This window comes from Acuticoccus kandeliae, assembly GCF_003073115.1.
This window is the reverse complement of sequence record NZ_QBBV01000001.1, coordinates 2,444,815-2,467,277: the sequence shown is the minus strand read 5'-3', so window position 1 is coordinate 2,467,277 and position 22,463 is coordinate 2,444,815. Positions and strand designations below refer to the sequence as shown.

The following is a 22,463-nucleotide window of genomic DNA, read 5'->3' as shown; positions in this document are numbered from 1 at the left end:
CCGCATGAAAATTTAGCAAGCGCCCAAACGGCATTGACAGAAGGCGGGGCAATCATTGTTAATCTGCAAGTCGTTGGCATGACGCGATCCCACAATGTGGATCGCACCTCGCCCGGAGAAGGTGACACGCCCGTGCGCGCATTCGTGGCCTCACTCGCGACCGAGACGAACACGTTCTCGCCGCTCTACGTGGACCGGTCCGCGTTCGAGGACGCCTTCTACTGCCCGCCCGGCACCCACCCCGAGACGCCGATGCTGTGCTCCGCGCCGATGGTCGCCGCCCGCCGGCGCGCCCGCGCCGAGGGCTTCACGCTCGTGGAGGGCACCGCCACCTGGGCCGAGCCCGCCGGCCTCGTCTCGCGCGAGGCCTATGAGAGCCTGCGCGACGAGATCCTCGACCAGCTCCGCGCGGCCCTCCCCCTCGACGTCGCCCTGTTCGGCCTCCACGGCGCCATGGTGGCGCGCGACTACGACGATTGTGAGGGCGATCTTCTCACCCGCGCCCGCGCGATCGTCGGCCCGGATTGCGTGATCGGCGCCGAGTTCGACATGCACTGCCACCTGACCGACGCGCGCGTCGCGGCGGCCGACATCCTGATCGCGTTCAAGGAATTCCCCCACACCGACTTCCTCGCCCGCGCCGAGGAGCTGGTGACGCTCTGCCTCGCCGCCGCGCGCGGCGAGATCGACCCGGTGATGGCCGTGTTCGACACGCGCGCGATGTCCGGCTTCATGACGAGCCGCGAACCCGGCCGCAGCTTCGTCGACCGCATGCGCGCGATGGAGGGCAAGGACGGCATCCTCTCCATCTCCGTCGCGCACGGCTTCCAGGCGGCCGACGTCTACGATGTCGGCACCAAGGTGTTCGTGGTCGCGGACGGGGCGGCGAATAGGGCAAAGGCCGCCGCGCTCGCCGAAACGCTGGGGCGCGAGATCCTCGCATGGCCCGCCTCAGCCGGCCCCGTCCACCACAAGCCGCACGACGCGATCCGCCTCGCGCTCGGCGAAAGCGGGCAGCCCATCGTTTTCGCCGACCGGTGGGACAATCCGGGCGGCGGCGTCGCGGGCGATTCATCGGTCATGGTGCGCGCCCTTCTCGACCATCCGGACATCCCCTCCGCGATCGGTGCGCTGTGGGATCCGGGCGCGGTCGCGCTCTGCCGGGCGGCCGGGGTCGGGGCGGAGATCCCACTCCGCTTCTGCGGCAAGGCGGCCCCATCCTCGGGCGCGCCGATCGACGCGACCGTCACCGTGCGCGGCGTCAGCGACGATCTCGTCATCCCGTTCGAGCAGAGCCTCGTCTCGCTCGGCCCCTCGGCGGCGATCACGATCGGCAATGTCGACATCGTGCTCGCGAGCGGCCGCTCGCAGACCTTCAGCCCGCCCGCCTTCACCAAGCTCGGCATCGATCTCGGCGCGAAGAAAGTCGTGGTGGTGAAGTCCTCCAACCACTTCTACGCCGCCTTCGCCCCGATCGCGGCCTCGATCCACTATCTCGACACCGGCGGCCCCTACCCGTCCGACCCCACCAAGGTCGTCTATCGCAAGGCCCGCCGGCCCCTTTCCCCTCTCGACCCGAACCCGCTCCTATGATCCCACGTCTCGACATCGCCGCCCTCGACGGGCTTTCCCTCGACCCGGCGACGAAGGGCCTCCCCTTCGACGCGCCGCCCCTCACGGTCGGCGATGTCGGCCGGCAGGGCTGGAACATCCTCGCCGAGGACCTGCCGCTCCCCCTCGCGGTGGTGCGCGAGGACATCCTCGCCGCGAACAGCGCCTGGATGGGCGCCTTCACGGCGGCGAACGGCCTCCTCATCGCCCCGCACGGCAAAACGACGATGGCTCCGCACCTCTTCGACCTGCAGATCGCGGACGGGGCGTGGGGGATCACGGTCGCGACCGTGCAGCAGCTGGAGGTCGCGCGCCGCTTCGGGGTGAAGCGCGTGCTCCTCGCGAACCAGCTCGTCGGCCCGCGCGCCGTGGATGCCGCCTTCAAGGCCCTCGCGGCCGACCCGGATTTCGAGCTCTACTGCCTCGTCGACGGGCTCGACGGCCTCGCCCTCCTCTCCGACGGCGCGCAGCGCACCGCCCCGCGCGGCAACCCGCTCCGAATCCTCGTGGAGGCTGGCTTCGTCGGCGGGCGCACCGGCGCGCGCTCCGGGACGGACGCGCTCGCCGTTGCCCGCGCCGTCGCCGTCACCGAAGGCCTCATCCTTGCCGGGTTCGAGTGTTTCGAGGGGCTGCTGCCGACGCCCGACGCCGCCGATACGCTCGTCGCCGAGGTGACGCGCCTTGCCGAGGTCGCGCTCGCCGAAAGTCTCTTCCCGCCCGAAGCGCCGATCGTGGTGAGCGCCGGCGGATCGGCCTTCTTCGACCGGGTTGGCGAGCGCTTCGCCGCGCTCTCCCTGTCGCGCACGCTCCTCAAGGTGCTGCGCTCGGGCTGCTATCTCACCCACGATTCCATCGGATACGCCGAGCAGTTCGCGCGCATCCTGTCCGAGACGTCGCTGACCCTGCCCGAAGGCGGCCTCAAGCCGGCGCTGGAGGTCTGGGCCTACGTCCAGTCCTGCCCCGAGGCGCAGCGCACGATGCTGACGATGGGCAAGCGCGATGTCGGCTTCGACGCGGGGATGCCCGTCCCCGCGCGGTGGTATCGCCCCGGCTCCGGCATGGCGGCGCCCGAGCCGATGCCCGCCGGGCACGAGGTCGTCGCCCTCAACGACCAGCATTGTCACCTCGTCAGCGCCGCGCCGACGCACCTCCGGGTCGGTGACATGGTGGGCTTTGGCATCGGCCATCCCTGCACGACGTTCGACAAGTGGGCGATGCTGGTGCTCGCCGACGCGGACTACAACGTCACGGGCGCGTTGAAGACATTCTTCTGACCTTGCGAGTGGAAGGGACGGCCGGTCGAGGCATCGGAGAGGATTGGGGAAGATGAGCCACGTCAGCGATGATTATATCGTCCAGCCGGTGATGAAGGCGCTCAACGTGCTCGACTACGTGATCAGTCAGGGCCGCGACGTGACCTTGACCGAGACCGTGCAGGAGCTGAAGCTGCCGAAGACCACGGCCTTCCGCTATCTGCAGACTCTCTCGGCCGCCGCCTATCTCGACTACGATGCCCATCGCGACCGCTACAGCGCCGGCCCGCGCTTCCGCGCCCTCGCCTCCGCCGACCGCGCCTTCCAGGGCCTGCGCGAGACGGCGCAGCCGGAGATGCACCAGCTCCTCCAAACCTTCCGCGAGACGGTGAACCTCGCGATCCTCTCAGACGGCATGGTGGTCTATCTCGACATCCTCGACCCCGGCCGCTCGGGCCGTGGTCAGGCCCGCGTCGGCCACCGCCATTTCGTCCACTCGACCTCGCTCGGCAAGGCGATCGTCGCCTTCCTGCCGGAGGGAGAGCACGGCCTCGCCGTCGACCCGAACCTCCCCGCCCGCACCATCAACACGCTCACCGATGCGCAGAGCTTCCGCCGCCAGGTCGCCGATGTGCGCACGCGCGGCTACGCGATCGAGAATGGCGAGAACGAGGACGGGATGATGTGCATCGGCGTGCCGATCCTCGACCGCGCGGGCTACCCCGTCGCCGCGATCAGCCTGTGCGCGCCGCAGACCCGCACCCTCGCCGGCCGCGCGGGCGAGGCGGTGACCGCCCTGAAGGCCGCCGCCATGCGCATCGGGACCGGCCTCCAGCCCGCGCCCGGCACCGCCGTCGCCGCATGAGGCGCGTTGTTCCTACAGGCGGAACGAACGCGCGTTGACCCTAGAATAGGTGAATTTTACGCTCAGTTTCAGTGACAAGACTGCCTGCGAACACTGGATGAAGAGCGTGCAACACTTGAGAGGCCTCGTGACAACATTGCACTTGCAGCCTTTTCCTTGCGGCTCTTCCCTGACACGCCGGAACGCCCCGGCGGTCCGGTCGAGTTAGAGCGCTGATCGGCCCGCCGCTCCGCCCGCTCCGGCGCGCCCCTCGCGCGGTGCCGGCCCATCCCGCCGGCCGCCACGGCCCGGCCGACCGCGCACGCCCCCGCTTTCTCCCGGACGCTTCCGTCCCGTCCTCCGCCGCACCGACCCCGCCCGCCTTCGCGCGCCGGCGCGGCCTTCTGAAGCCATGCAGCCCCCGGCTGTCCCCAACCGTCAGAGCGCAACAGGAGCAACAAGATGAAGAGAAGTCTTTCCAAGCTAGCGACAGTATTGGGTGTCGCCACTCTGATGGCGGGGTCCGCCCTCAACGCGCACGCAGACGAGGCGCTGAAGGGCGGGACGCTGCGCGTCGGCATCCTCGCCGACATGACGAACTTCGATCCGATGCAGTTCTCCTCGGTGAACTTCTTCCTGATCAAGAACCTCTATGACAGCCTGATCGAGTATACCGCCGACGGCGAGCCGGTGCCGAGCCTCGCGACCGCGTGGGAGATCGCGCCGGACAACATGTCCGTGTCCGTGACGCTGCGCGAGGGCGTGACCTTCGCGAGTGGCGGGACCTTCACGTCCGCCGACGTCGCCGCCACGCTCGAAAAGGCGAAGGACCCCGAGCGCGGCAAGAACGTCTACGCGACCACCTCGATCATCGCCGGGTGGGACACGCCGGACGCCCAGACGGTCGTCATCAACTTCACCCAGCCCGTACCCTCCCGCCAGATCCTCGACCTCCTGGAATTCGCCATGCCGATCGAGGCGGCGGGGATCGACACGGTCGAGACCGTGCCCGCCGGCACCGGCGCCTACGACCTCGTAGAGCGCAAGGTCGGCCAGGGCGTGCAGCTCGCCGCCAACGAGGACTATTGGCGCGAGGGCGAGCCGATCGCCGAGGCCGTCGACTTCACCATCTTCAGCGACGACGCGGCGGCGAGCGCGGCGCTCGAATCGGGCTCCATCGACCTCGTCTATGGCGGCACCGCCCGTAGCGCCCAGCGCCTCGGCGATGCCGGCTACACCGTCTTCCGCGGCCCCGGCCCGCTCGTCCAGGTGTTCCGCATCAACGCCACGCGCGAGCCCTTCACCAACGCGAAATTCCGCCAGGCCTTCAACTACCTGATGGAGCGTGACGGGATGCTGCGCGTCGCCTATGCGGGCCTCGGCGAGCCGGTGGCGCTGCCCTGGGCCCCGGCGAGCCCCGCCTTCGACGCCGCCTATCTGGAAGAGTTCGCCTACGACCCGGAGAAGGCGAAGGCCCTCTTCGCCGAATCCGGCCTCTCGCCCGAGGCGATGAGCGACTGGACGCTCCTCGTGAACGGCTCCGACCAGGCAAGCGTCATCCTCAGCCAGATCGTCCAGGCCTCGCTCGCCGACGCCGGGATCGAGATCGAGCTCGACGTGCGCCAGAGCGCGGAGTGGATCGAGGCGCTCCTCGGCGGCGATTTCGCGGCGACCTTCGCGGGCATCGGCAACGTGCAGAAATTCCCCTCGCGCGTCGCGACGAACAGCATCTACCGCACCGCCAACAACCCCGTCTTCGGCGACCCGCACCCCTTCCCGGACTATGTCGCCGCGATCGAGGCGGTGAACGCCGCCGTCGCCGAGGACGAGGTCAAGGCCGCCTACGACAAGCTGAACCGCGTCCTCGTGGAGAGCGCCTTCGCGATCCCCACCAACTCCTACGATGTCGGCCTCATCGTCGCCGCCGAGAACGTCGCCGGCTTCACACCCGAGATCGACAATCTCTTCGTCGCCCGTACGATCGGGTTCAAGTGACGCGCCGTCGACAGGACTGACGTGACCGATCGACACGACAACGCGATGGACGAGCCTGTCCTCAGGGTCCGCGACCTGACGGTCGATTTCGTCGGGTCGGGACGCCCCGTGCCGGTGGTGCGGGGCATCTCCTTCGACGTGCACGCCAACGAGGTGCTGTGCATCGTCGGAGAATCCGGCTCGGGCAAGAGCGTCACCTCGCTCGCCGTGGCGGGCCTTCTCCCGGAGAACGCCCGCACCGGCGGCGACATCCGCCTCGGCGGCGTCGACGTGCGCAGCGCCTCCGCCGAGACGCTGCGCCAGATGCGCGGCGAGGATGTCCGGTTCATCTTCCAGGACCCGACCACCACCCTCAACCCCGTCCTCAAGGTCGGCCGGCAGGTGACGGAGGGCGAGGTCGCGCACGGTCATCTCGCGAAGTCCGCCGCCCGCGCCCGCGCCGCGACGCTCCTGCGCGAGGTCGACATCGCCGACCCCGAGGGCCGAATCGACCAGTATCCGCATCAATTCTCCGGCGGGATGCGCCAGCGCGCGGTGATCGCGATGGCGATGGCCGGCCGCCCCCGCCTCATCATCGCCGACGAGCCGACGACCGCGCTCGACGTGACGGTCCAGGCGCAGGTCCTCTCCGTCCTCGCCCGCCGCCAGCGCGAGACGGGCTCCGCCGTCGTCCTCATCACCCACGATCTCGGCGTCGTCGCCGAGGTCGCCGACCGCGTCGCGGTGATGTATGGCGGACGCATCGTGGAGACCGGCCCGGTCCACGAGATCTTTCGCGCCCCGCGCCACCCCTACACCCGCGCCCTCATGCGCTCGATGCCGCGCATCGACGCCAACGAGGAACGGCTGGAGCCGATCCCCGGACAGCCGCCGGTCGCGATCCACCTGCCCTCCGGCTGCACCTTCCACCCGCGCTGCGCGCTCGCGAACGGGCGCGCCCGCTGCGCGGCCGAGGAGCCCGCACTCCACCCCGTCGCGCCCGACCACACCGCCGCCTGCCATTTTGCCGAGGAGGCGCCCGAGACGGTCGCCCCGCTGACCGCGCCCGCCGCCGCTGCCGCGCCCGCACCGGCCGAAACCGAGGCCCCCCTCCTCGAGGTCGAGGACCTGCGCGTCCATTTTCCCATCAAGGCCGGCCTCCTGCGCCGCATCGTCGGCACGGTCCACGCCGTCGACGGCGTCAGCCTCACCGTGCGGGCGGGCGAGACGGTCAGCCTCGTCGGCGAATCGGGGTGCGGAAAGACCACGACCGGGCGCACCATCATGGGCCTCGTCCCGGCGACGTCGGGCACGGTGCGCTTCGAGGGTCGCTCGATCCTGGGGCTCGGCCGGGCCGAGATGCGCCGGGAGCGCCGGCACATGCAGTACATCTTCCAGGACCCGTATTCCTCCCTCAACCCCGTCCTCACGGTGGAGGAGGTCGTCGCCGAGCCGATGCGCATCCACGGCGCCTACGATGAGCTCGGCGGCGCGAAGCGGATCGCCGAGCTCTTCGACATGGTCGGCCTCTCCCGCACCATGCTCGGCCGCTACCCGTCCGAATTCTCCGGCGGCCAGAAGCAGCGCATCGGCATCGCCCGCGCCCTGTCGCTGAAGCCGCGCCTCCTCATCCTCGACGAGCCGGTCGCCGCGCTCGACGTCTCGATCCAGGCGCAGATCCTGAACCTCCTCCAGGATCTCCAACGCGAGCTCGGCCTCGCCTATCTCTTCATCGCCCACAATCTCTCCGTGGTGCGCCACATCTCCGACCGGATCGCGGTCATGTATCTCGGCCGCATCGTGGAGACGGGTGAGCGCGACGCGCTCTATGGCGCCCCCTCGCACCCCTACACGCAGAGCCTCCTGTCAGCCGCGCCCGTCCCCGACCCGGCGCTGCGCGCGAGCCGGGCGCGGATCGTCCTCGAGGGCGAGATCCCGAACCCCGCCGCGCCGCCCTCCGGCTGCACCTTCCACCCGCGCTGCTTCCGCGCGAGCGAGATCTGCGCCCGCGAGACCCCCTCCTTCACCCGCCCGCCGGGTCTTGCGACGCGCCTCTCCTGCCATCACCCCGGCCCGCTCGACGCCGCGTCGGAGCTCGCCCCGCGCCCCCTGGAGCACGCGTCATGAGGGGCACGCTCTCCGTCCTCGCGCGCCTCATGAGCCGGCCCGGCTCCGCGCTCGCCCTCCTCTTCCTGGTGGTGCTGGTGCTGGCGGCGGCTTTCGCCGACTTCCTGCCGCTCGCCCCCTACAAGCAGAGCCTCCTCGATTCCCTCCTCGGCCAGTCGCAGAAATACTGGTTCGGCACGGACGAGCTCGGGCGCGACATCCTCTCGCGCGTCGTCTATGGCGCGCGCACCTCGCTCCTGACGGCGGCGGGCGCGGTCGCTGTCGCGGCCGCGTTCGGCATCCCGATCGGCCTCGTCGGCGGCTTCTTCGGCGGCTGGCGCGACGCGGCCCTGATGCGCCTCGTCGACGTCCTCCTCGCCCTCCCAGCGATCCTCTTCGCGATGGCCCTCATCGCCGTCCTCGGCCGCAGCCAGGTGGCGGCGTTCGTGGCGGTCGGCATCACCGGCATCCCCACCTTCGCCCGCATCGTGCGCGCCCAGACGCTGGCGCTCCGAAAGCGCGACTTCGTGACGGCGGTGGAATCCTTCGGCGGCTCGTCGGGCTACAGCATGTTCCGCACCATCCTGCCGAACGCGTGGAGCCCGATCCTCGTCCAGGTGGTCGTCCTGTGCTCGGTCGCGATCCTGCTCGAGGCCGCGCTCGCCTTCCTCGGCGTCGGCGTCGCCCCGCCGACGCCGAGCTGGGGCGAGATGCTGCGTACCGGCAAATCCTACCTCCACGAGGCGCCGACCTACGCGCTCCTGCCCGGCATCGTCCTCACCCTCACCATCCTCGCCTTCGACACGCTCGGCCGCGCGCTCGGCACCATCCTCGAGGATCGCCACGACAGGGGCCTCGTCAGCCCCGGCGGAGCCACCCCATGATCAGCTTCATCGCCCGCCGCCTCCTCCAGCTCGTGCCAGTCCTCCTCATCGCCTCGGTCGGCATCTGGGCGATGATGTACGCCGTCCCCGGCGGCCCGGTCGCCGCGATCGTCGGCGAGAACGCGACGCCCGAGCAGATCGCCGCCGTCACCGCCCAATACGGCCTCGACCGGCCGGTGGTGGTTCAATATGTCGACTGGCTCGGCAACGCCCTCACCGGCAATCTCGGCAACTCCTATTATGGCCGCGCGCCGGTCCTCCAGCTGATCGGCGAGCGCCTGCCGGCGACCCTCCACCTCGCGGTCGCCGCGACCATCGTCGCCCTCATTCTCGGCATCCCGGTCGCGATCGCGAGCGCGCTGCACCCCGGCACCTGGCTCGACCGGATCCTGTCGGGATGGAGCGCGCTCGCACTCGGCGTGCCGACCTTCTGGCTCGGCATCCTCCTCATCCTCCTCTTCGCGGTGGAGCTGCGCTGGCTTCCCTCGGCCTCCGGCTATGTCGCGATCTGGGAGGATCCGGTGCGCGCGCTCGGCAACCTCATCCTCCCCGCCGTCACGCTCGGCATTTACGTCTCGGGGATCCTCGCCCGCTTCCTGCGCGCCTCGCTGGTGACGGAGCTTCGCGCCGACTATGTGCGCACGGCCCGCGCGAAGGGCCTGCCGGAGCGCCAGATCGTCTGGGTCCACCTGATGCGCAATGCCCTCCTCCCCTTCATCACGATCGTGGGGCTGATGATGGCGGGCTTCATCGGCGGGGCGGTGGTGACGGAGGCGGTCTTCACCTATCCGGGGCTCGGCCGTCTCCTCATCCAGGCGATCAGCACGCGCGACTATCCCCTCATCCAGGGATGCATCCTCGTGATCCTCGTCCTTTACGTCGCGATCAACCTCACCGTCGACGTGCTCTACGCCTATATCGACCCGCGCATCGACTATCGCTGAGCCCGCCGCCGTTGCCGCGAGGCAGCGCCGGTGGCAGGCTCCCCCCTCATCACAAGGCGCGGCGCGGCCGTCCGGCCGCCGCGCGCGGAAGGAGGGGACTATGCCAATCCTCGGACAGCGGAACCCGGCCATCATTGCCGGCCTCCTCGCGGGCCTCGCCATCGCCGCCGCGAGCGGCGCGCGGGCGGCCGACGACAAGAGCCTCTGGTCGGTCTATGACGAGGCGCTGAAGGGCGCCAAATATGTCGACCTCACCCATACGATCACGCCGACGATCCCCGTCTGGGCGGGCTTCGCCCCCTCGACCTTCGGCCCGGCGCGCGCCGGCGTCGACATCGAGGGGTACGTGAAGAAGGGCGACATCTACACCTACGAGACGCACGGCTTCGAGGCGACGGAGTACACACTGAGGACCGACCAGCTCGGCACCCAGCTCGACCCGCCGGCCCACTGGGCGCCCGAATATGCCGCGATCGACGAGTTGCCGCCGACCTACGCGATCCGCCCCCTCGTCGTCATTTCGATCGTGGAGCAGCTGAAGAGCAATCCGAACTACGCCCTCTCGGTCGCCGACATCGAGGCATGGGAGACCGAGCACGGCCGGATCCCCGAGGGGTCGGTCGTCTTCGTGCGCTCGGACTGGTCGAAGGCCTGGCCCGACCCCGCCCTCGCGACGCTCAAGGAATTCCCGCAGGTCGGCCTCGACGCGCTGAAATTCCTGCACAATGAGCGCCACATCCTCTTCCACGGGCACGAGCCGCTCGACACCGATTCCACCCCCACCCTCGAGGGTGAATATTGGCTGATGCACAACGGCTTCGCGCAGGCCGAGGGCGTCGCCCATCTCGACGCGGTGCCGGAGACGGGCGCGCTCGTCATCATCGGCTATCCGAAATTCGGCGGCGGTCTCGGCGGCTACGCCCGCTATATCGCGATCTGCCCGCCCGACTGGCCGCACGGCGTCGCGATCAGCGCGCAGGACGCACCGCTCCCGAAATTCGACACCCCCCTCCACTTCGACACCGCGACCGGCATGCGCGTTCGCTGAAGCCCCCCTTCACGACCGCCCAACAAAAAAGGCGGCGCCAATGGCCGCCGCCCCCTCCCGTTCCGGTGGAAGACCCGCCGGAGGCGCGTCTTCCCAAAAGCGACGTTCCGGCGGAGCCGACACCTCCAGGACCCCGCGGAGCGGGGCGAGGGTCAAGGCCGAAGAGCGCAGCGTGCCTTGAGGCTCGCCCCGCTCCGCGGGAGCATCGCAGTCAGAGGGAGCGCATGGCACGGCCCCAAAGGCCGCGCCGCAAGCCAAGCCTCAGACGATCCCTTCCATCGCGACCACGCGGGCCGGCGCCCCGTCCGCCTTGTCGATCTTGATCGGCAGCGCGCACAGGAACGTCCGCGGCCCCGGCACCTTGCCGACATTCACGAGATACTCGATCAGCGTGACCCCGTTCCTCAGGAGGATGTCGTGGGTCGTGTGCTCCGGCATCGGCGGGATGATCCCGTCGAGGTTGAGGCGGATCGTGTAGTCCTGCGGAAAATCGAACGCGATCGCCTTGGGCTTCCGCGCCGCGATCACCTCGGCCGCGGGACGGCCGATATAGGGCGCCTCGCGCCAATATTCGGGCGTGCGCCAGTCGCGCTTCTCGTCCCAGGCGCTCTTCATGAGGAGGATCGCCTCGTCGCCGTGCCCTTCGAGCGCGCGCTCCATCCGCTCGGCCGGGATCTCCGTGTTCGGCGCGATATCGGTGAGGTCGACGACGAAGGCGGGCCCGGCGACGTCCTCGGGCGGGGTCGCCTCGATGGTCGGCGCGTCCGGCAGCATGTGGCGGCGCGCGTCGACGTGGGTGAAGGAGTGGACCGAGAGGGTGATCTTCGTGATCTGGAAGGGCGCCTTGTCGGAATAGTCGCCCGTGACCACGCGCGGCGCGGGCCAGCGGAAATGGTCGTCGAGGACCGGCATCGACAGGTCGATGATACGGGGCCGCATCGGGGTCATCCTTGATAGAGGGCGGGAAGCGTCGTGGTGATCGCCGGCACGAGGGTCAGGATCGCGAGCGCGGCGAAGAGGGCGAGGATGAACGGGATCGAGGCCCGCATCACCCGCTCGGGCCGCTCGTTTGCGATCCGGGCGGAGAGGTAGATGAGGTAGCCGACCGGCGGGGTCGTGAGGCCGATCATCAGGTTGAAGACGAGGACGATGCCGAAATGGATCGGGTCGATGCCGAGCTGCGTCGCCGCCGGCAGGAGGATCGGCACGAGGATCACGAGAGCGGCGAGCGGGTCGAGGAAGAGCCCGAGGAGCAGCGCGAAGAGGTTCACGAAGAGCAGGAAGAGGAGCGGGCTGTCGCTGACCGAGGTGATCATCTCGACGACCGAGCGGCTGACGCGCAGGTCCGCGACGATCCAGGCGAAGAGCGCCGAGGCGCCGACGATGACGAGGATCGTCGCCGTCCCCTCCGCCGCATCGCAGAGCGCGCGCCAGAAGCCGCCCCAGGTGAGCTCGCGGAAATAGAAGGCCCCCACGATGGCGGCATAGAGGCAGGCGATCGCCCCCGCCTCGGTCGCCGTCATCACCCCGCCGAGGATGCCGCCGACGACGATGATGGGGGCGAAGAGCGCCAGCAGCGCGTCCTTGCCGGTCAGAATGATCGTCTTCAGCGAGGCGCGCTCGGAGCGCGGGAAGCTCTGCCGCGAGGCGATGATGAAGACGCAGATCATCAGGCAGATGCCGATGACGATGCCGGGCACGATCCCGGCGAGGAACATCGCGCCGACCGATTGCTGGGCGAGCAGCGCGTAGATGATGATCGGGATTGAGGGCGGGATGATCGGGCCCACGACGGAGGAGGCCTGGGTGACGGCGGCCGAGAAGGCCGCGCCATAGCCCTTCTCCTTCATGGAGGGGATCATGACCGAGCCGACGGCGGCGGTGTCGGCGACGGCGGAGCCCGAGATGCCGGAGAAGAAGAGGCTCGACAGGATGTTCACCTGCGCGAGCCCGCCGCGCACATGGCCGACGAGCGCGTCGGCGAAGGCGACGATGCGGCGCGTGATGCCGCCCCGGTTCATCAACTCGCCCGCGAGGAAGAAGAAACCGATCGCCAGCAGCAGGAAGGCGTCCATCCCGTTCATGAAGAGCTGGGTGACGAGGACGAGCGGCATCTCGGGCCGGGCGACGAGGATCGTGAGGACGCTCGCCCCGAGGATCGAGAAGACGAGCGGGATGCCGATGAGGGCGAGCACGATCATCGAGCCGAAGAGAAGGGCGACCATCATTCGACCGTCTCCTCACGGCGCGACAGGAGGCCGGTGACGAGGAGCACGATCCACAGGATCCCGCACACGATCGCCCCGCTCCAATACCAGGACTTGGTGATGCCGAGCGTCACGTAGCGGTCCCCCCCGAAGCTCGCATTCAGCGTCAGCGCGCCGCGCACGAGGAGGAGGAGAAGCGCGATCATGATCGCGACGCGGACCGAGGCGAGCACGAAGCCGAGCACGCCGGTCGCGGCATCGGCCAGAAGGCCGATGCGCATGTGCGGGGCCGCGGTCGCCGCGACGAGCACAAGCCACACATAAAGGAGACGGATCATCTCCTCCCCCCAGACGATGGAATCGTTGAGGACATAGCGGGCGAAGACCTGCACCACCGCGAGCACCGTCACGGCGAGGAGAAGGCCGCCCGCGGTCCAGCGCACGGCCGTGCGCAGGACCTGATCGAACCGTTGAATGGCGGGAAGCATGGCTTGGCGTGTGTCGGCGCTGCGGCTCAGTCCTTGGCCGCGGCGATGGCCTTGTCGAGGAGCTCGGAACCGTGCTCGGCGACATAGGCCGCGCGCGTGACGTCCGCGACGGCGTCGCGGAAGGCCTCGCGGTCCGGGTCCTCGATGATCTCCATCCCCGCGGCGCGCATCCCTTCGAGGCTGCCGGCCTCCTCCTCGTCATTGAGCTGGCGCTCATAGGCGGCGGCCTCGAGGGCGGCCTCGTGGAGGATTTGCTTCTGCTCGTCGGTGAGGCTGTTGAAGCGCATCGCGTTCATGACGAGCGGGGCGGCCGTGTAGGCGTGCTCGGTGAGCGACAGGTATTTCTGCACCTCCTGGAGCTTGGAGGCGTAGATGTGGTTCACCGGGTTCTCCTGCCCGTCGATCGTGCCGGTCTGGAGCGCGGCATAGACTTCGGTGAAAGGCATCGGGGTCGGGTTCGCGCCGAGCGTCTCGAAGGCCTTGATGTGGGCCGGGTTCGGCGTCGTGCGCAGCTTCAGACCCTTGAGGTCGGCCGGCTCGCGGATCGGGCGCACATTGTTGGTGAGGCTGCGGAAGCCGAGCTCCCAGAAGGCGAGGCCCTGGAGGCCGGACGGACGGATCGCGTCCATCAGCGCCTGGCCGACCTCGCCGTCGAGAACGGCGTAGGCGTGCGCGTCGCTCTCGAAGAGGAAGGGCAGGTCGAGGAGGTTGAGGACGGGGGCGAAGCCCGTGAAGTACGGGTTGCCGGTGAGGACGAGGTCGATCGTGCCGAGGCGCGCGCCTTCGAGCATGGTCGGGCTGTTGCCGAGCTCGCCCGCCGGGAAGACCTCGATCGCCATCGCGCCGCCGCTCTTTTCGGCGACGAGTTCGGCGAAGCGCTCGGCCGCCTTGTGGGCGGTGTCGGCGGGGGCGGCATAGTGGCCGAAGCGCAGGGTCACGTCCTGCGCGAGGGCCGGCGCGCCGGCGGCGCACGCCCCGGCGACGATCGCGCTCGCGATCATGAGTTGGCGACGGTCGATCATGTCGATTGTTCCTCCCGGTTTTGTTTGAAGTTGGGCCGCGCGGGGGTCAGTCGCCGCCGGCGGCCTCGACGAGTGGCGGCGACGGACGCCGCGATTGCCAGGCACGCCAGGCGGTGAAGATCCAGATGATGAGGGTGACCACCCCGAGCCCCGCCGCGACGGGGCGGGCGAAGAAGGCGAGGAGATCGCCATCGGCCTTCAGCATCGTCGTGGTGAAGTTGAACTCGACCGTGCCGCCGAGGACGATCGCGAGGATCGCGGGGGCGACGGGGATGCCGTTCTCCTCGAAGATCCACCCGATGATCCCGAAGACCAGCATCACGCCGACATCGAACAGCGAGTTGTTGATGGCGTAGGAGCCGATGATGCAGGTGACGAGGACGATCGGCGGCAGGAGCGAGCGCGGCACGCGCACGATGTGGCGCGCGAAGCGGATGAGGAGCCAGCCGAGCGGCCACAGGACGAGGTTCGCGAGGATGAAGGTGAGGAAGATCGCGTAGACGAGTTCCGGCTGGCGCAGGAAGATCGTCGGACCCGGATCGAGACCCTTGAGGATCAGGACGCCGATCACGATGGCGGTGATGGAATCGCCCGGAATGCCGAAGACGAGCGTCGGCACCCACGCGCCGGACAGCGCGCCATTGTTCGCCGCGCCCGCCTCGGCGAGCCCCTCGTCGTGGCCCTTGCCGAAGCGCTCCGGGGTCTTCGAGAAGCGGCGCGAGACGGCGTAGGCGACCCAGGCCGCGATGTCGGCCCCCGCCCCCGGCAGCGCGCCGATGATGGTGCCGACGAGCGAGCCGCGCGCGACGTTGCCCCGGAGGCGCCAAAGGTGCTGGCCGAGCCCGTGCTGGACGCTGCGCACCTCGGTCACCGGCTCGGCCGCCCCGCGCCCGTCGCGCGAGAGCGCCTGGCGCAGGATCTCGGAGACGGCGAAGAGGCCGATCATCGCGGGGATCATGTTGATCCCGCCCATGAGGTCGACCGACCCCATCGTGTAGCGCAGATTGCCCGAGGCCGGGTCGATGCCGACCGTCGCGCACATCAGCCCGAAGAGCAGCGAGATGAGGCCCTTGATCGGGTCGCCCGCCGCGATGAAGGCCGCGCAGGTGAGGCCGAGGAGCGAGAGCCAGAAATATTCGACCGTGGAGAAGCCGAGCGCGACACGGGCCAGAAGCGGCGCCGCGACGATGAGGATGAAGGTGCCGACGAGCCCGCCGATCACCGCCGCGCCGAGGCAGAGGCCGAGCCCCACCTGGGGCTTGCCGGCGCGCGTCAGCGCGTAGGCCTCGTCGACATAGGCGGCCGAGGCCGGCGTTCCGGGCATGCGCAGGAGCGCGCCCGGAACGTCGCCCGCGAAGATCGCGGTCGCGGCAAGCGCGACGATGGCCGCAACCGCCGGGATCGGCTCCATGAAGAAGGTGAGCGGGACGAGGAGCGCGACGCCCATGACGGCCGTGAGGCCGGGGATCGCGCCGATGATCATCCCCATCACCGCCGCCGCGAGGATGGTGAGGAGCACCTGCGGGTCGGCGACGATGGCGACCGCGGCGAAGATTTGATCGATCACGGGCAAACCTTCACAAAAAGCCGATGGGGCCCGGCGGCAGCGGCACCCTGAGGAGGTGGCCGAACAGCACGGCGAGGAGGATGGTGACGGCAAGCGCGACGATGACCGCGCGCACGACCCCCTCCCCGAAGGCGAGCGCGAGCGCCACCATGATCACGAAGGCGGCGATGACGAACCCGACATGCGGCGAGGCGAGGATGTAGAAGATCACCGCCGCGAGGACGGCGAGATAGCGCGCGATCCCGCCGATGGTGGGGAACCCGGTGCCCGCCTCTTCGCTCTCCCCGCCTGCACCCGCCCCCGCCGTCGCCATCGCGGACGTCCGGCCGGCGGCGCGGAAACCGCGCACCAGGAGGCCGACGCCGGCGAGCGTCATCGCGACGCCGATGATCGACGGGAAAAAGCCCGGGCCGTAAGGCTGGCCCGGGAGGGTCGGGAGGCCGAAGGCGACGGCGGCGTAGGCGCCGCCGCCCAGTGCGGCGACGCCTCCGATGACACGATCATCGAGCCGCATGGCTCTACTTCGCGACGCCGAGATTGGTGAGGATCTGGTTGGCGTTCTCGGCGAAGCTCTGCACCGCGGCGGTCGCCTTCTCCGAGCCGTCCCAGACCGGGGTGATGCCGCGCTCCTTGAGGGCGGACTGGACCGCGTCGCCGGCATGGGCGACGCCGCCCGCCTGTTCGAGCTTCGCGGTCACCTCGGCCGGGATGCCGGCGGGGGCGCAGAGCGAGAAGAAGTTCTTGATCTCGTAGTCGACGCCGGTCGCTTCCTTCAGCGTCGGCACGTCGGGCATCGAGGAGAGGCGCTCGTCGCTGAGGACGGCGAGGACCGTCACCTCGCCCGCGTCGGCGAGCGTCTGCGCCTCGATCGGCGAACCGGTGAAGAGGTTGATGCCGCCCGCGACGAGATCCTGAAGCGCCGGCGCGCCGCCCTGGGACGGGATGAACTTGATCTTGGTCGCCGGCTGGCCGAGCGCCTCGGACAGGCCGCCCGCGGCCATGTGCCAGGTGCCGCCGACGCCGGAGCCCGAGGAGGAGAAGGTGCCGGCCGGCTCGGACTTGATCGCCTCGATCAGCGCCTCGGCATTGTCATAGGAGCCGGTCTTGACGGTGAGGCCCGCCGGGATCGTCGCCATGCGCGAGATGATGGTGAAATCGTCGAGCGTCAGGTCGGAGAGGCCGAGCGTCTTGAAGTAGGAGACTTCCGGCGTGCAGGCGCCGATCGTGTAGCCGTCGGGCTTGGCGTTCGCGATCGCCATGTGGCCGACGACGCCGTTGCCGCCGGTGCGGTTCACGACGTTGATCGGCTGGCCGAGCTCCTGCTCCAGGCCCGCCGCGAGGATGCGCGTCACGGTGTCGGTGCCGCCGCCCGCGCCCCAGGGCACGATCACGGTGACCGGGCGCTCCGGGTATTCGGCGAGTGCGGCGCCGGTGCCGAGCCCAAGCGCCACCGCGCCGAGCAAAATCGTCTTCAGGGTCGTCTTCATCTCGATGTCTCCTCCGGTTTTTTGCTTCTTCTTCGGTCGAGTGGGCGGCGGTCAGTGCACGGGTGCGCCTTCCGAAATCGAAGCGTTGGCTGCGGCGGCGCGCGTTCCCTGAACGGCGTCGGCAAAGGTCTTGGTGATCTCGGGGGCCTCCGAGGCCGGGCGGGCAAGCCGCGTCGCGAGCTCGATCGCCTTCAGCGCCGCGCCGTCATTGGCGATGCCCTTGCCGGCGATGTCGTAGGCGGTGCCGTGGGCGGGGGTCGCGATCGGGAACGGGTAGCCCGCGATCAACGTCACGCCGCGATCGAAGCCGATGAGCTTCATCGCGATCTGGCCCTGGTCGTGGAACATGGTGAGGACGGCGTCGAACTCGCCCTTCACGGCGCGCACGAACACGGTGTCGGACGGGATCGGCCCCTCGACCGCGAGCTGGTGCGCCTTCGCGCGCTCGACCGCGGGGAAGATGATGTCCTCGTCCTCGGTGCCGAAATTGCGGCCGTCACCGGCGTGCGGGTTCAGCGCGGCGACGCCGATGCGCGGGCGCTGGATGCCGGCCCCTTCCATCACCTCGGTGGTGAGCTGGAGGGCGCGGAAGATGCGGTCGGTGTTCAGCGATTCGGCGACCTTCGCGAGCGGGATGTGCGAGGTGACGCGCGCATTCCAGACCTCGTCGAGCACGTTGAACTCGGAGCCGGAGCGCTCGGCCCCGATGGTCCGGTTCACGAAGCCGATCTCGTCCACATAGTTGCCCTCGCCAAGCCGCATCGCGTGCTTGTTGAAGGGCGTGAAATAGACGGCGTCGGCGAAGCCTTCGTTGGCCGCCGTCAGCGCGACGCGGAAATTGTCGAGCGTGGCGCGGCCGCCAGTGACGCTCGCGACACCGATCTCGACATCGTCCAGCTCGCAATTGGCGAGGTCGACGAAGACCGACCGGGTCGGCCGCGCTGTCCCGATATCCTCGGGGCGCACGCGCGCAATGGTGCCGGCGAGGCCCGCATCTTCGAGGTTGGCGTGGAGGAGCCCGCGATCGAGGACGCGCGCGTCACCGAGGACGAGAAGCGTCGCGCTCTCCTCGTCGTGCTTGGCGAGGACGCGCACGGCGAGTTCGGGGCTGATGGCTGCTGGGTCGCCGATGGCAAAGGCGATGATCGGTTTATGGGGCATTCGCACCTCGTTAGAATGCAGTATACAAAACACAAAATTCGGGATGTGCAAGAGGGGTTCTTTCGCTCTATCGTTGCGAACGTCGTCGTCTGAGGGAGTGAAAGTCGGTGTCGACCGAGATCGATCAGGCGCCTTCGGCCGCGCCAATCCTGCGCAGAACACTGCACGAGCAGGTGACGGAGCGCGTCCGGGACATGATCATCGAGGGCCATCTCGCGCCCGGCGCGCGAATCAGCGAGGCGCAGCTCGTCGAGCAGCTCGGCGTGTCGCGCACGCCGCTGCGCGAGGCGTTGCGCACGCTGGCGGCGGAAAACCTCATCGACACGCGCCCCTCACGCGGGTCGGTCGTGCGCGCTCTCGGCTCGCAGGACATTTTCCACATGCTGGAGGTGCTCGCCGACCTCGAGCGGCTCGCCGGCCGTCTCGGGTGCGAGCGCGGCTCGGATGCGGACATCGCCGCGATCTTCGCCAAGCATGACGAGATGATGCACTTCTACGCCCGCCGCGACCGCCTGCCCTACTACAAGGCGAATCAGCAGATCCATTCCATGATCTCGGCGCTGCCGGGCAACCCGACCCTTCTGGAGACGCAGGCGAGCATCCAGGCGCGGCTGAAGCGGATACGCTTCATCGGCAACCAGGAGCCGCAGGGCTGGGCCGACGCCGTGGTCGAGCACGAGGCGATGATCGAGGCGCTGAAGGCGCGTGACGGCGAGGCGCTCGGCAACGTCCTCTACGACCACATGATGAAGACCTGGGAGCGCGTGCGCCACGTCGTCTGACGGCGCGCCGCCCCGTCAGCGCGCGGCGGCGCCGGGGGCGAAGAGAAGCCCCACATAGGAGCGCAGGAGCAGGATCTGCTCCGACAGGACCGCCGGCTCCGTGATGGCCTTCGAGAGGACGATCCCCCCTTCCACCGTGCTCGACACCATGTCGGCGAGGGCGCGCAGGTCGACCGGCTCGCGCGGCGGGTGGACGGCCGCGATCGCCTCGAACATGGCGAGGAAGCGGGCGCGCCAGGTGAGGACCGCGGTGCGGTTCAGTTCGCGCACCTCGCGGTCGAACATGCGTTCCGAGTAGCACACGGTCGCGACGAGGCAGCCCGGATGCCCGTTCGGCAGGTCCGCCATCATCTCGGCGAAAAGCCGGAGCCCCAGGAGGAAGCGGTCCAGCGGGTCGGTTTCGACGGCCGCGGCGCGCGCGAAAATGTCGTCGAGGATCCCCTCTTCGGTGTCGAGATAGCGTTGCAGGAGGGCGCGGGCGAGCTCGTTCTTGTCGCGAAAATGGTAGAAGAAGCCGCTCTTCGTGATCGAGGCCTCGGCGATGATCTCCTCGATCGAGGTCGCGCCGAAGCCCTTGGCGAGGATGCCGGCCTCGGCGATGTCGAGGATCCGCTCGCGTGTGTTGCGCCCGTCTGCCATCGCCCCCTCCAGAGCCTCCCGCTCTTGATGGGGTCGCCGCCGCGCCCGCGCAACCCGGCAGCGGCGCGCGGGCGCGAACTGTACCGCAAGTCCAGTGGATCGCGCCCCGGCCCGTCACCATCCTCCGGGTCACAACGAAGGAGGATGCACCATGAGCCGATTTCCGGACCCCCGCCCCGACCGCCTGTGGCTCACCGAGGGCGGCATCGAGACCGAGATCATGTACAAATGGGGCCAGGATCTCCCCCACTTCGCGGTGTTCCCGCTGCTGGAGAACCCGGCCTCCCGGACCATCATCCGGGACATGTACCGCCGCTATCTCGATGTCGTCGCGCAGAACGGGATGGCCGCCCTCATCGGCGGGTTCGACTATCGGGCGAGCCCCGACTGGGGCGCCCTGCTCGGCTATTCGGCCGAGGGGCTTGCCGAGGCCAATCTCGGCGCGATCGCCTTCCTGAAGGAGATGGCGCACGAATACCGGCGCGAGATCCCCGAGGCGTGCATCGTCGGCTATGTTGGCCCGCGCGGCGACGCCTACCGGCTGAACCAGACGATGAGCGCGGCGCAGGCGACGGACTATCACGCGGTGCAGCTCGCCACGCTGAAGCGGGCGGAAGTGGACCTTGCCTGGGCGATGACGTTCAACAACCCGGTCGAGGCGGCGGGCGTCGTCGCCGCGGCGAAGGCCCTCGACGTGCCGATCGCGGTGTCCTTCTCGCTGGCGTCCGACTCGCGCCTCTCCTCCGGCTACGCCCTTTCGGAGGCGGTGGAGCGGCTCGACCGGGAGACGGACGCCTATCCGGCCTTCTACGCGGTGAACTGCTCGCACCCGATCGAGTTCGAGCCGGCCCTCACTCCCGGATCCTGGATCACCCGCATCCGCTCGATCCGGCCGAACGCCGCGAAGATGGACAAGATCGCGCTCTGCAAGCTCGGGCACCTGGAAGAAGGCGACCCGGTCGCGCTCGGCCACGAGATGGCGAGCGTCGCCGCCCGCTACCCCCACATGGACATCTGGGGCGGCTGCTGCGGCACGTGCGAGCGCCATCTCGACGAGATCGCCCGCCGGGTCCGCGAAGTGCGCGCCACGGCCGCGTCGACCGAGGCCGCCTGAGCGGCGACGGCGCAAAGCCCGTTCCGGCGGCAACTCCGGCTGGGACGGGCCACAATCCGGGCATGGCGGATGGGGCAAGTTGGGCTACGGTCTCACTTGATTCTTCCAACGGCCTTCCGGCCGACCGTCGACGAGCCGCAAGCCGAGGGACATGACCGACGAAACGAAAGAGGCGATCGAGACCGTCGCCGATGCCGCCGCCGCGCCCGCTCCGGCCGACCTTCCCGCCGCCGCTCCCGGCCAGCCCCAGCGGATCGAGACCAAGATCACCTGCTCGCGCGGCTTCTCCCAATGGCTCGCGATGCACAATTGCTCGCTCGCCTTCACCTCCTACCAGACCGGCCAGCTCTTCCTCGTCGGCACGATGCCGAACGGCTCGCTCTCGCTGCATCAGCGCAATTTCGTGCGGGCGATGGGGCTGATCGGCGACCAGCAGCGCCTCCTCCTCGCAGGCCTCGCGCAGATCTGGCGCTTCGAGAACGTGCTCGCGCCGCACGAGCGCGCCAACGACCATTTCGACAAGCTCTACGTCCCGCGCCGCGGCCAGACCGTCGCCGACCTCGACGTTCACGAGCTCGGCATCGACACCGCCGGCCGGCTCATTTTCGCGAACACCAAATATTCCTGCCTCGCGACGGACAGCGTCGTCCACTCGTTCAAGCCGGTCTGGCGGCCGCCCTTCATCTCCCGCCTCGCGCCGGAGGATCGCTGCCACCTCAACGGGCTCGCGATGGAGAATGGCGTGCCGCGCTACGTCACCTGCGTCGCCACCACCGACATCGTCGACGGATGGCGCAGCCATCGCCGCGACGGGGGCGTGATCGTCGATGTCGAGACGGACGCGATCGTCGCCGAGGGGCTGTCGATGCCCCACTCGCCGCGCATCCATGACGGGGCGCTGTGGGTGCTGGATTCGGGCAACGGGTATCTGACGCGGATCGACCGGGAGAGCGGCTCGCGCGAGCGCGTCGCCTTCTGCCCCGGCTTCCTGCGCGGCCTCTCCTTCCATGCGGGCCACGCCGTCGTCGGCCTGTCGCTCGCGCGCACCGAGGGCGTCTTCTCCGGCCTCCCCCTTCAGGACGAGATCGACAGCCGCAAGGGCGAGGCCTGGTGCGGGCTCCAGATCATCAACACGCGCACCGGCGACATCGTGGAGTGGCTCCGCCTCGAGGGCGACATCCGCGAGCTCTTCGACGTGCGCTTCCTGCCGGGCGTGCGCTGCCCGATGGCGCTGCCGACCTTCGGGCCGGACCTTGCGAGCTTCATCACGATCGAAGCGCCGGACCGGCCCCTGTCGGAGCGGGGCTGGCACGCGGCCTGACGGGCCGCCGC

General features: G+C 69.4%; 20 protein-coding genes. 11 read left to right on the top strand and 9 right to left on the bottom strand.

Features of this window, described 5'->3' with window-relative positions; genetic code table 11:
- Positions 1-132 precede the first annotated feature (132 nt).
- From DBV35_RS11245 to DBV35_RS11210, 8 genes are all read left to right on the top strand, one after another.
- A complete protein-coding gene (locus DBV35_RS11245) occupies positions 133-1,593 on the top strand; it encodes a M81 family metallopeptidase (RefSeq protein ID WP_108660212.1) in 1,461 nt (486 codons plus the stop codon).
- Complete coding sequence (locus DBV35_RS11240) at positions 1,590-2,885, top strand: type III PLP-dependent enzyme domain-containing protein (protein ID WP_108660211.1); 1,296 nt, start codon at positions 1,590-1,592, stop codon at positions 2,883-2,885. Before DBV35_RS11245 ends, DBV35_RS11240 begins: the two co-directional genes overlap by 4 nt.
- A gap of 52 nt (positions 2,886-2,937) precedes the next feature.
- Positions 2,938-3,729, top strand: coding sequence for an IclR family transcriptional regulator (locus DBV35_RS11235; RefSeq protein WP_108660210.1), 792 nt, complete (start codon positions 2,938-2,940; stop codon positions 3,727-3,729).
- Positions 3,730-4,203: 474 nt separating this feature from the next.
- A complete protein-coding gene (locus DBV35_RS11230) occupies positions 4,204-5,703 on the top strand; it encodes an ABC transporter substrate-binding protein (RefSeq protein ID WP_205648567.1) in 1,500 nt (499 codons plus the stop codon).
- Between the two features lie 45 nt (positions 5,704-5,748).
- Complete coding sequence (locus DBV35_RS11225) at positions 5,749-7,809, top strand: ABC transporter ATP-binding protein (protein WP_108660208.1); 2,061 nt, start codon at positions 5,749-5,751, stop codon at positions 7,807-7,809.
- Positions 7,806-8,672: an ABC transporter permease gene (locus DBV35_RS11220; protein WP_108660207.1), complete on the top strand. Its 867-nt coding sequence runs from the start codon at positions 7,806-7,808 to the stop codon at positions 8,670-8,672. Before DBV35_RS11225 ends, DBV35_RS11220 begins: the two co-directional genes overlap by 4 nt.
- A complete protein-coding gene (locus tag DBV35_RS11215) occupies positions 8,669-9,616 on the top strand; it encodes an ABC transporter permease (protein ID WP_108660206.1) in 948 nt (315 codons plus the stop codon). Before DBV35_RS11220 ends, DBV35_RS11215 begins: the two co-directional genes overlap by 4 nt.
- Positions 9,617-9,716: 100 nt before the next feature.
- Positions 9,717-10,664: a cyclase family protein gene (locus DBV35_RS11210; RefSeq protein WP_108660205.1), complete on the top strand. Its 948-nt coding sequence runs from the start codon at positions 9,717-9,719 to the stop codon at positions 10,662-10,664.
- A gap of 261 nt (positions 10,665-10,925) precedes the next feature.
- Here DBV35_RS11210 and DBV35_RS11205 read toward each other — a convergent pair whose 3' ends face one another.
- Genes DBV35_RS11205 through DBV35_RS11170 form a run of 8 tightly spaced genes read right to left on the bottom strand, consistent with a single transcriptional unit; the run spans position 10,926 to position 18,596 of the window.
- A complete protein-coding gene (locus tag DBV35_RS11205) occupies positions 10,926-11,603 on the bottom strand; it encodes a cyclase family protein (RefSeq protein WP_108660204.1) in 678 nt (225 codons plus the stop codon).
- Positions 11,604-11,608: 5 nt separating this feature from the next.
- On the bottom strand, positions 11,609-12,892 hold the full coding sequence (locus tag DBV35_RS11200; protein ID WP_108660203.1) for a TRAP transporter large permease: 1,284 nt from the start codon (positions 12,890-12,892) through the stop codon (positions 11,609-11,611).
- Entirely contained in the window at positions 12,889-13,359 is a 471-nt protein-coding gene (locus tag DBV35_RS11195) for a TRAP transporter small permease (protein ID WP_108660202.1), read from the bottom strand. The genes DBV35_RS11200 and DBV35_RS11195 overlap by 4 nt, the downstream gene beginning before the upstream one ends.
- Positions 13,360-13,385: 26 nt before the next feature.
- Complete coding sequence (locus DBV35_RS11190; RefSeq protein WP_205648566.1) at positions 13,386-14,381, bottom strand: TRAP transporter substrate-binding protein; 996 nt, start codon at positions 14,379-14,381, stop codon at positions 13,386-13,388.
- Between the two features lie 46 nt (positions 14,382-14,427).
- Positions 14,428-15,948 carry a tripartite tricarboxylate transporter permease gene (locus DBV35_RS11185; protein ID WP_108660201.1) on the bottom strand — a complete coding sequence of 507 codons (1,521 nt, stop codon included), beginning with the start codon at positions 15,946-15,948 and terminating at the stop codon, positions 14,428-14,430.
- Between the two features lie 10 nt (positions 15,949-15,958).
- Complete coding sequence (locus DBV35_RS11180) at positions 15,959-16,462, bottom strand: tripartite tricarboxylate transporter TctB family protein (RefSeq protein ID WP_108660200.1); 504 nt, start codon at positions 16,460-16,462, stop codon at positions 15,959-15,961.
- 4 nt (positions 16,463-16,466) lie between these two features.
- Positions 16,467-17,435, bottom strand: coding sequence for a Bug family tripartite tricarboxylate transporter substrate binding protein (locus DBV35_RS11175; RefSeq protein ID WP_108660199.1), 969 nt, complete (start codon positions 17,433-17,435; stop codon positions 16,467-16,469).
- A 51-nt stretch (positions 17,436-17,486) separates the two neighbouring features.
- Complete coding sequence (locus tag DBV35_RS11170) at positions 17,487-18,596, bottom strand: 4-hydroxythreonine-4-phosphate dehydrogenase PdxA (RefSeq protein ID WP_108660198.1); 1,110 nt, start codon at positions 18,594-18,596, stop codon at positions 17,487-17,489.
- Positions 18,597-18,703: 107 nt separating this feature from the next.
- Between DBV35_RS11170 and DBV35_RS11165 the strand changes: the two genes are divergently transcribed.
- Positions 18,704-19,378 (top strand): GntR family transcriptional regulator, encoded by a 675-nt coding sequence (locus DBV35_RS11165; protein WP_245943898.1) that lies wholly within the window; start codon positions 18,704-18,706, stop codon positions 19,376-19,378.
- A gap of 15 nt (positions 19,379-19,393) precedes the next feature.
- On the opposite strand, the gene DBV35_RS11160 is transcribed toward DBV35_RS11165, so the two are convergent.
- On the bottom strand, positions 19,394-20,017 hold the full coding sequence (locus tag DBV35_RS11160; protein ID WP_108660197.1) for a TetR/AcrR family transcriptional regulator: 624 nt from the start codon (positions 20,015-20,017) through the stop codon (positions 19,394-19,396).
- A 151-nt stretch (positions 20,018-20,168) separates the two neighbouring features.
- Here DBV35_RS11160 and DBV35_RS11155 point away from each other — a divergent pair, with 151 nt between their 5' ends.
- Both DBV35_RS11155 and DBV35_RS11150 read left to right on the top strand, forming a co-directional pair.
- The gene (locus tag DBV35_RS11155; RefSeq protein WP_108660196.1) at positions 20,169-21,131 is read left to right on the top strand and encodes a homocysteine S-methyltransferase family protein; all 963 of its coding nucleotides are present in this window, start codon (positions 20,169-20,171) and stop codon (positions 21,129-21,131) included.
- Between the two features lie 151 nt (positions 21,132-21,282).
- Positions 21,283-22,452 carry a TIGR03032 family protein gene (locus DBV35_RS11150; RefSeq protein WP_108660195.1) on the top strand — a complete coding sequence of 390 codons (1,170 nt, stop codon included), beginning with the start codon at positions 21,283-21,285 and terminating at the stop codon, positions 22,450-22,452.
- Positions 22,453-22,463 lie beyond the last annotated feature (11 nt).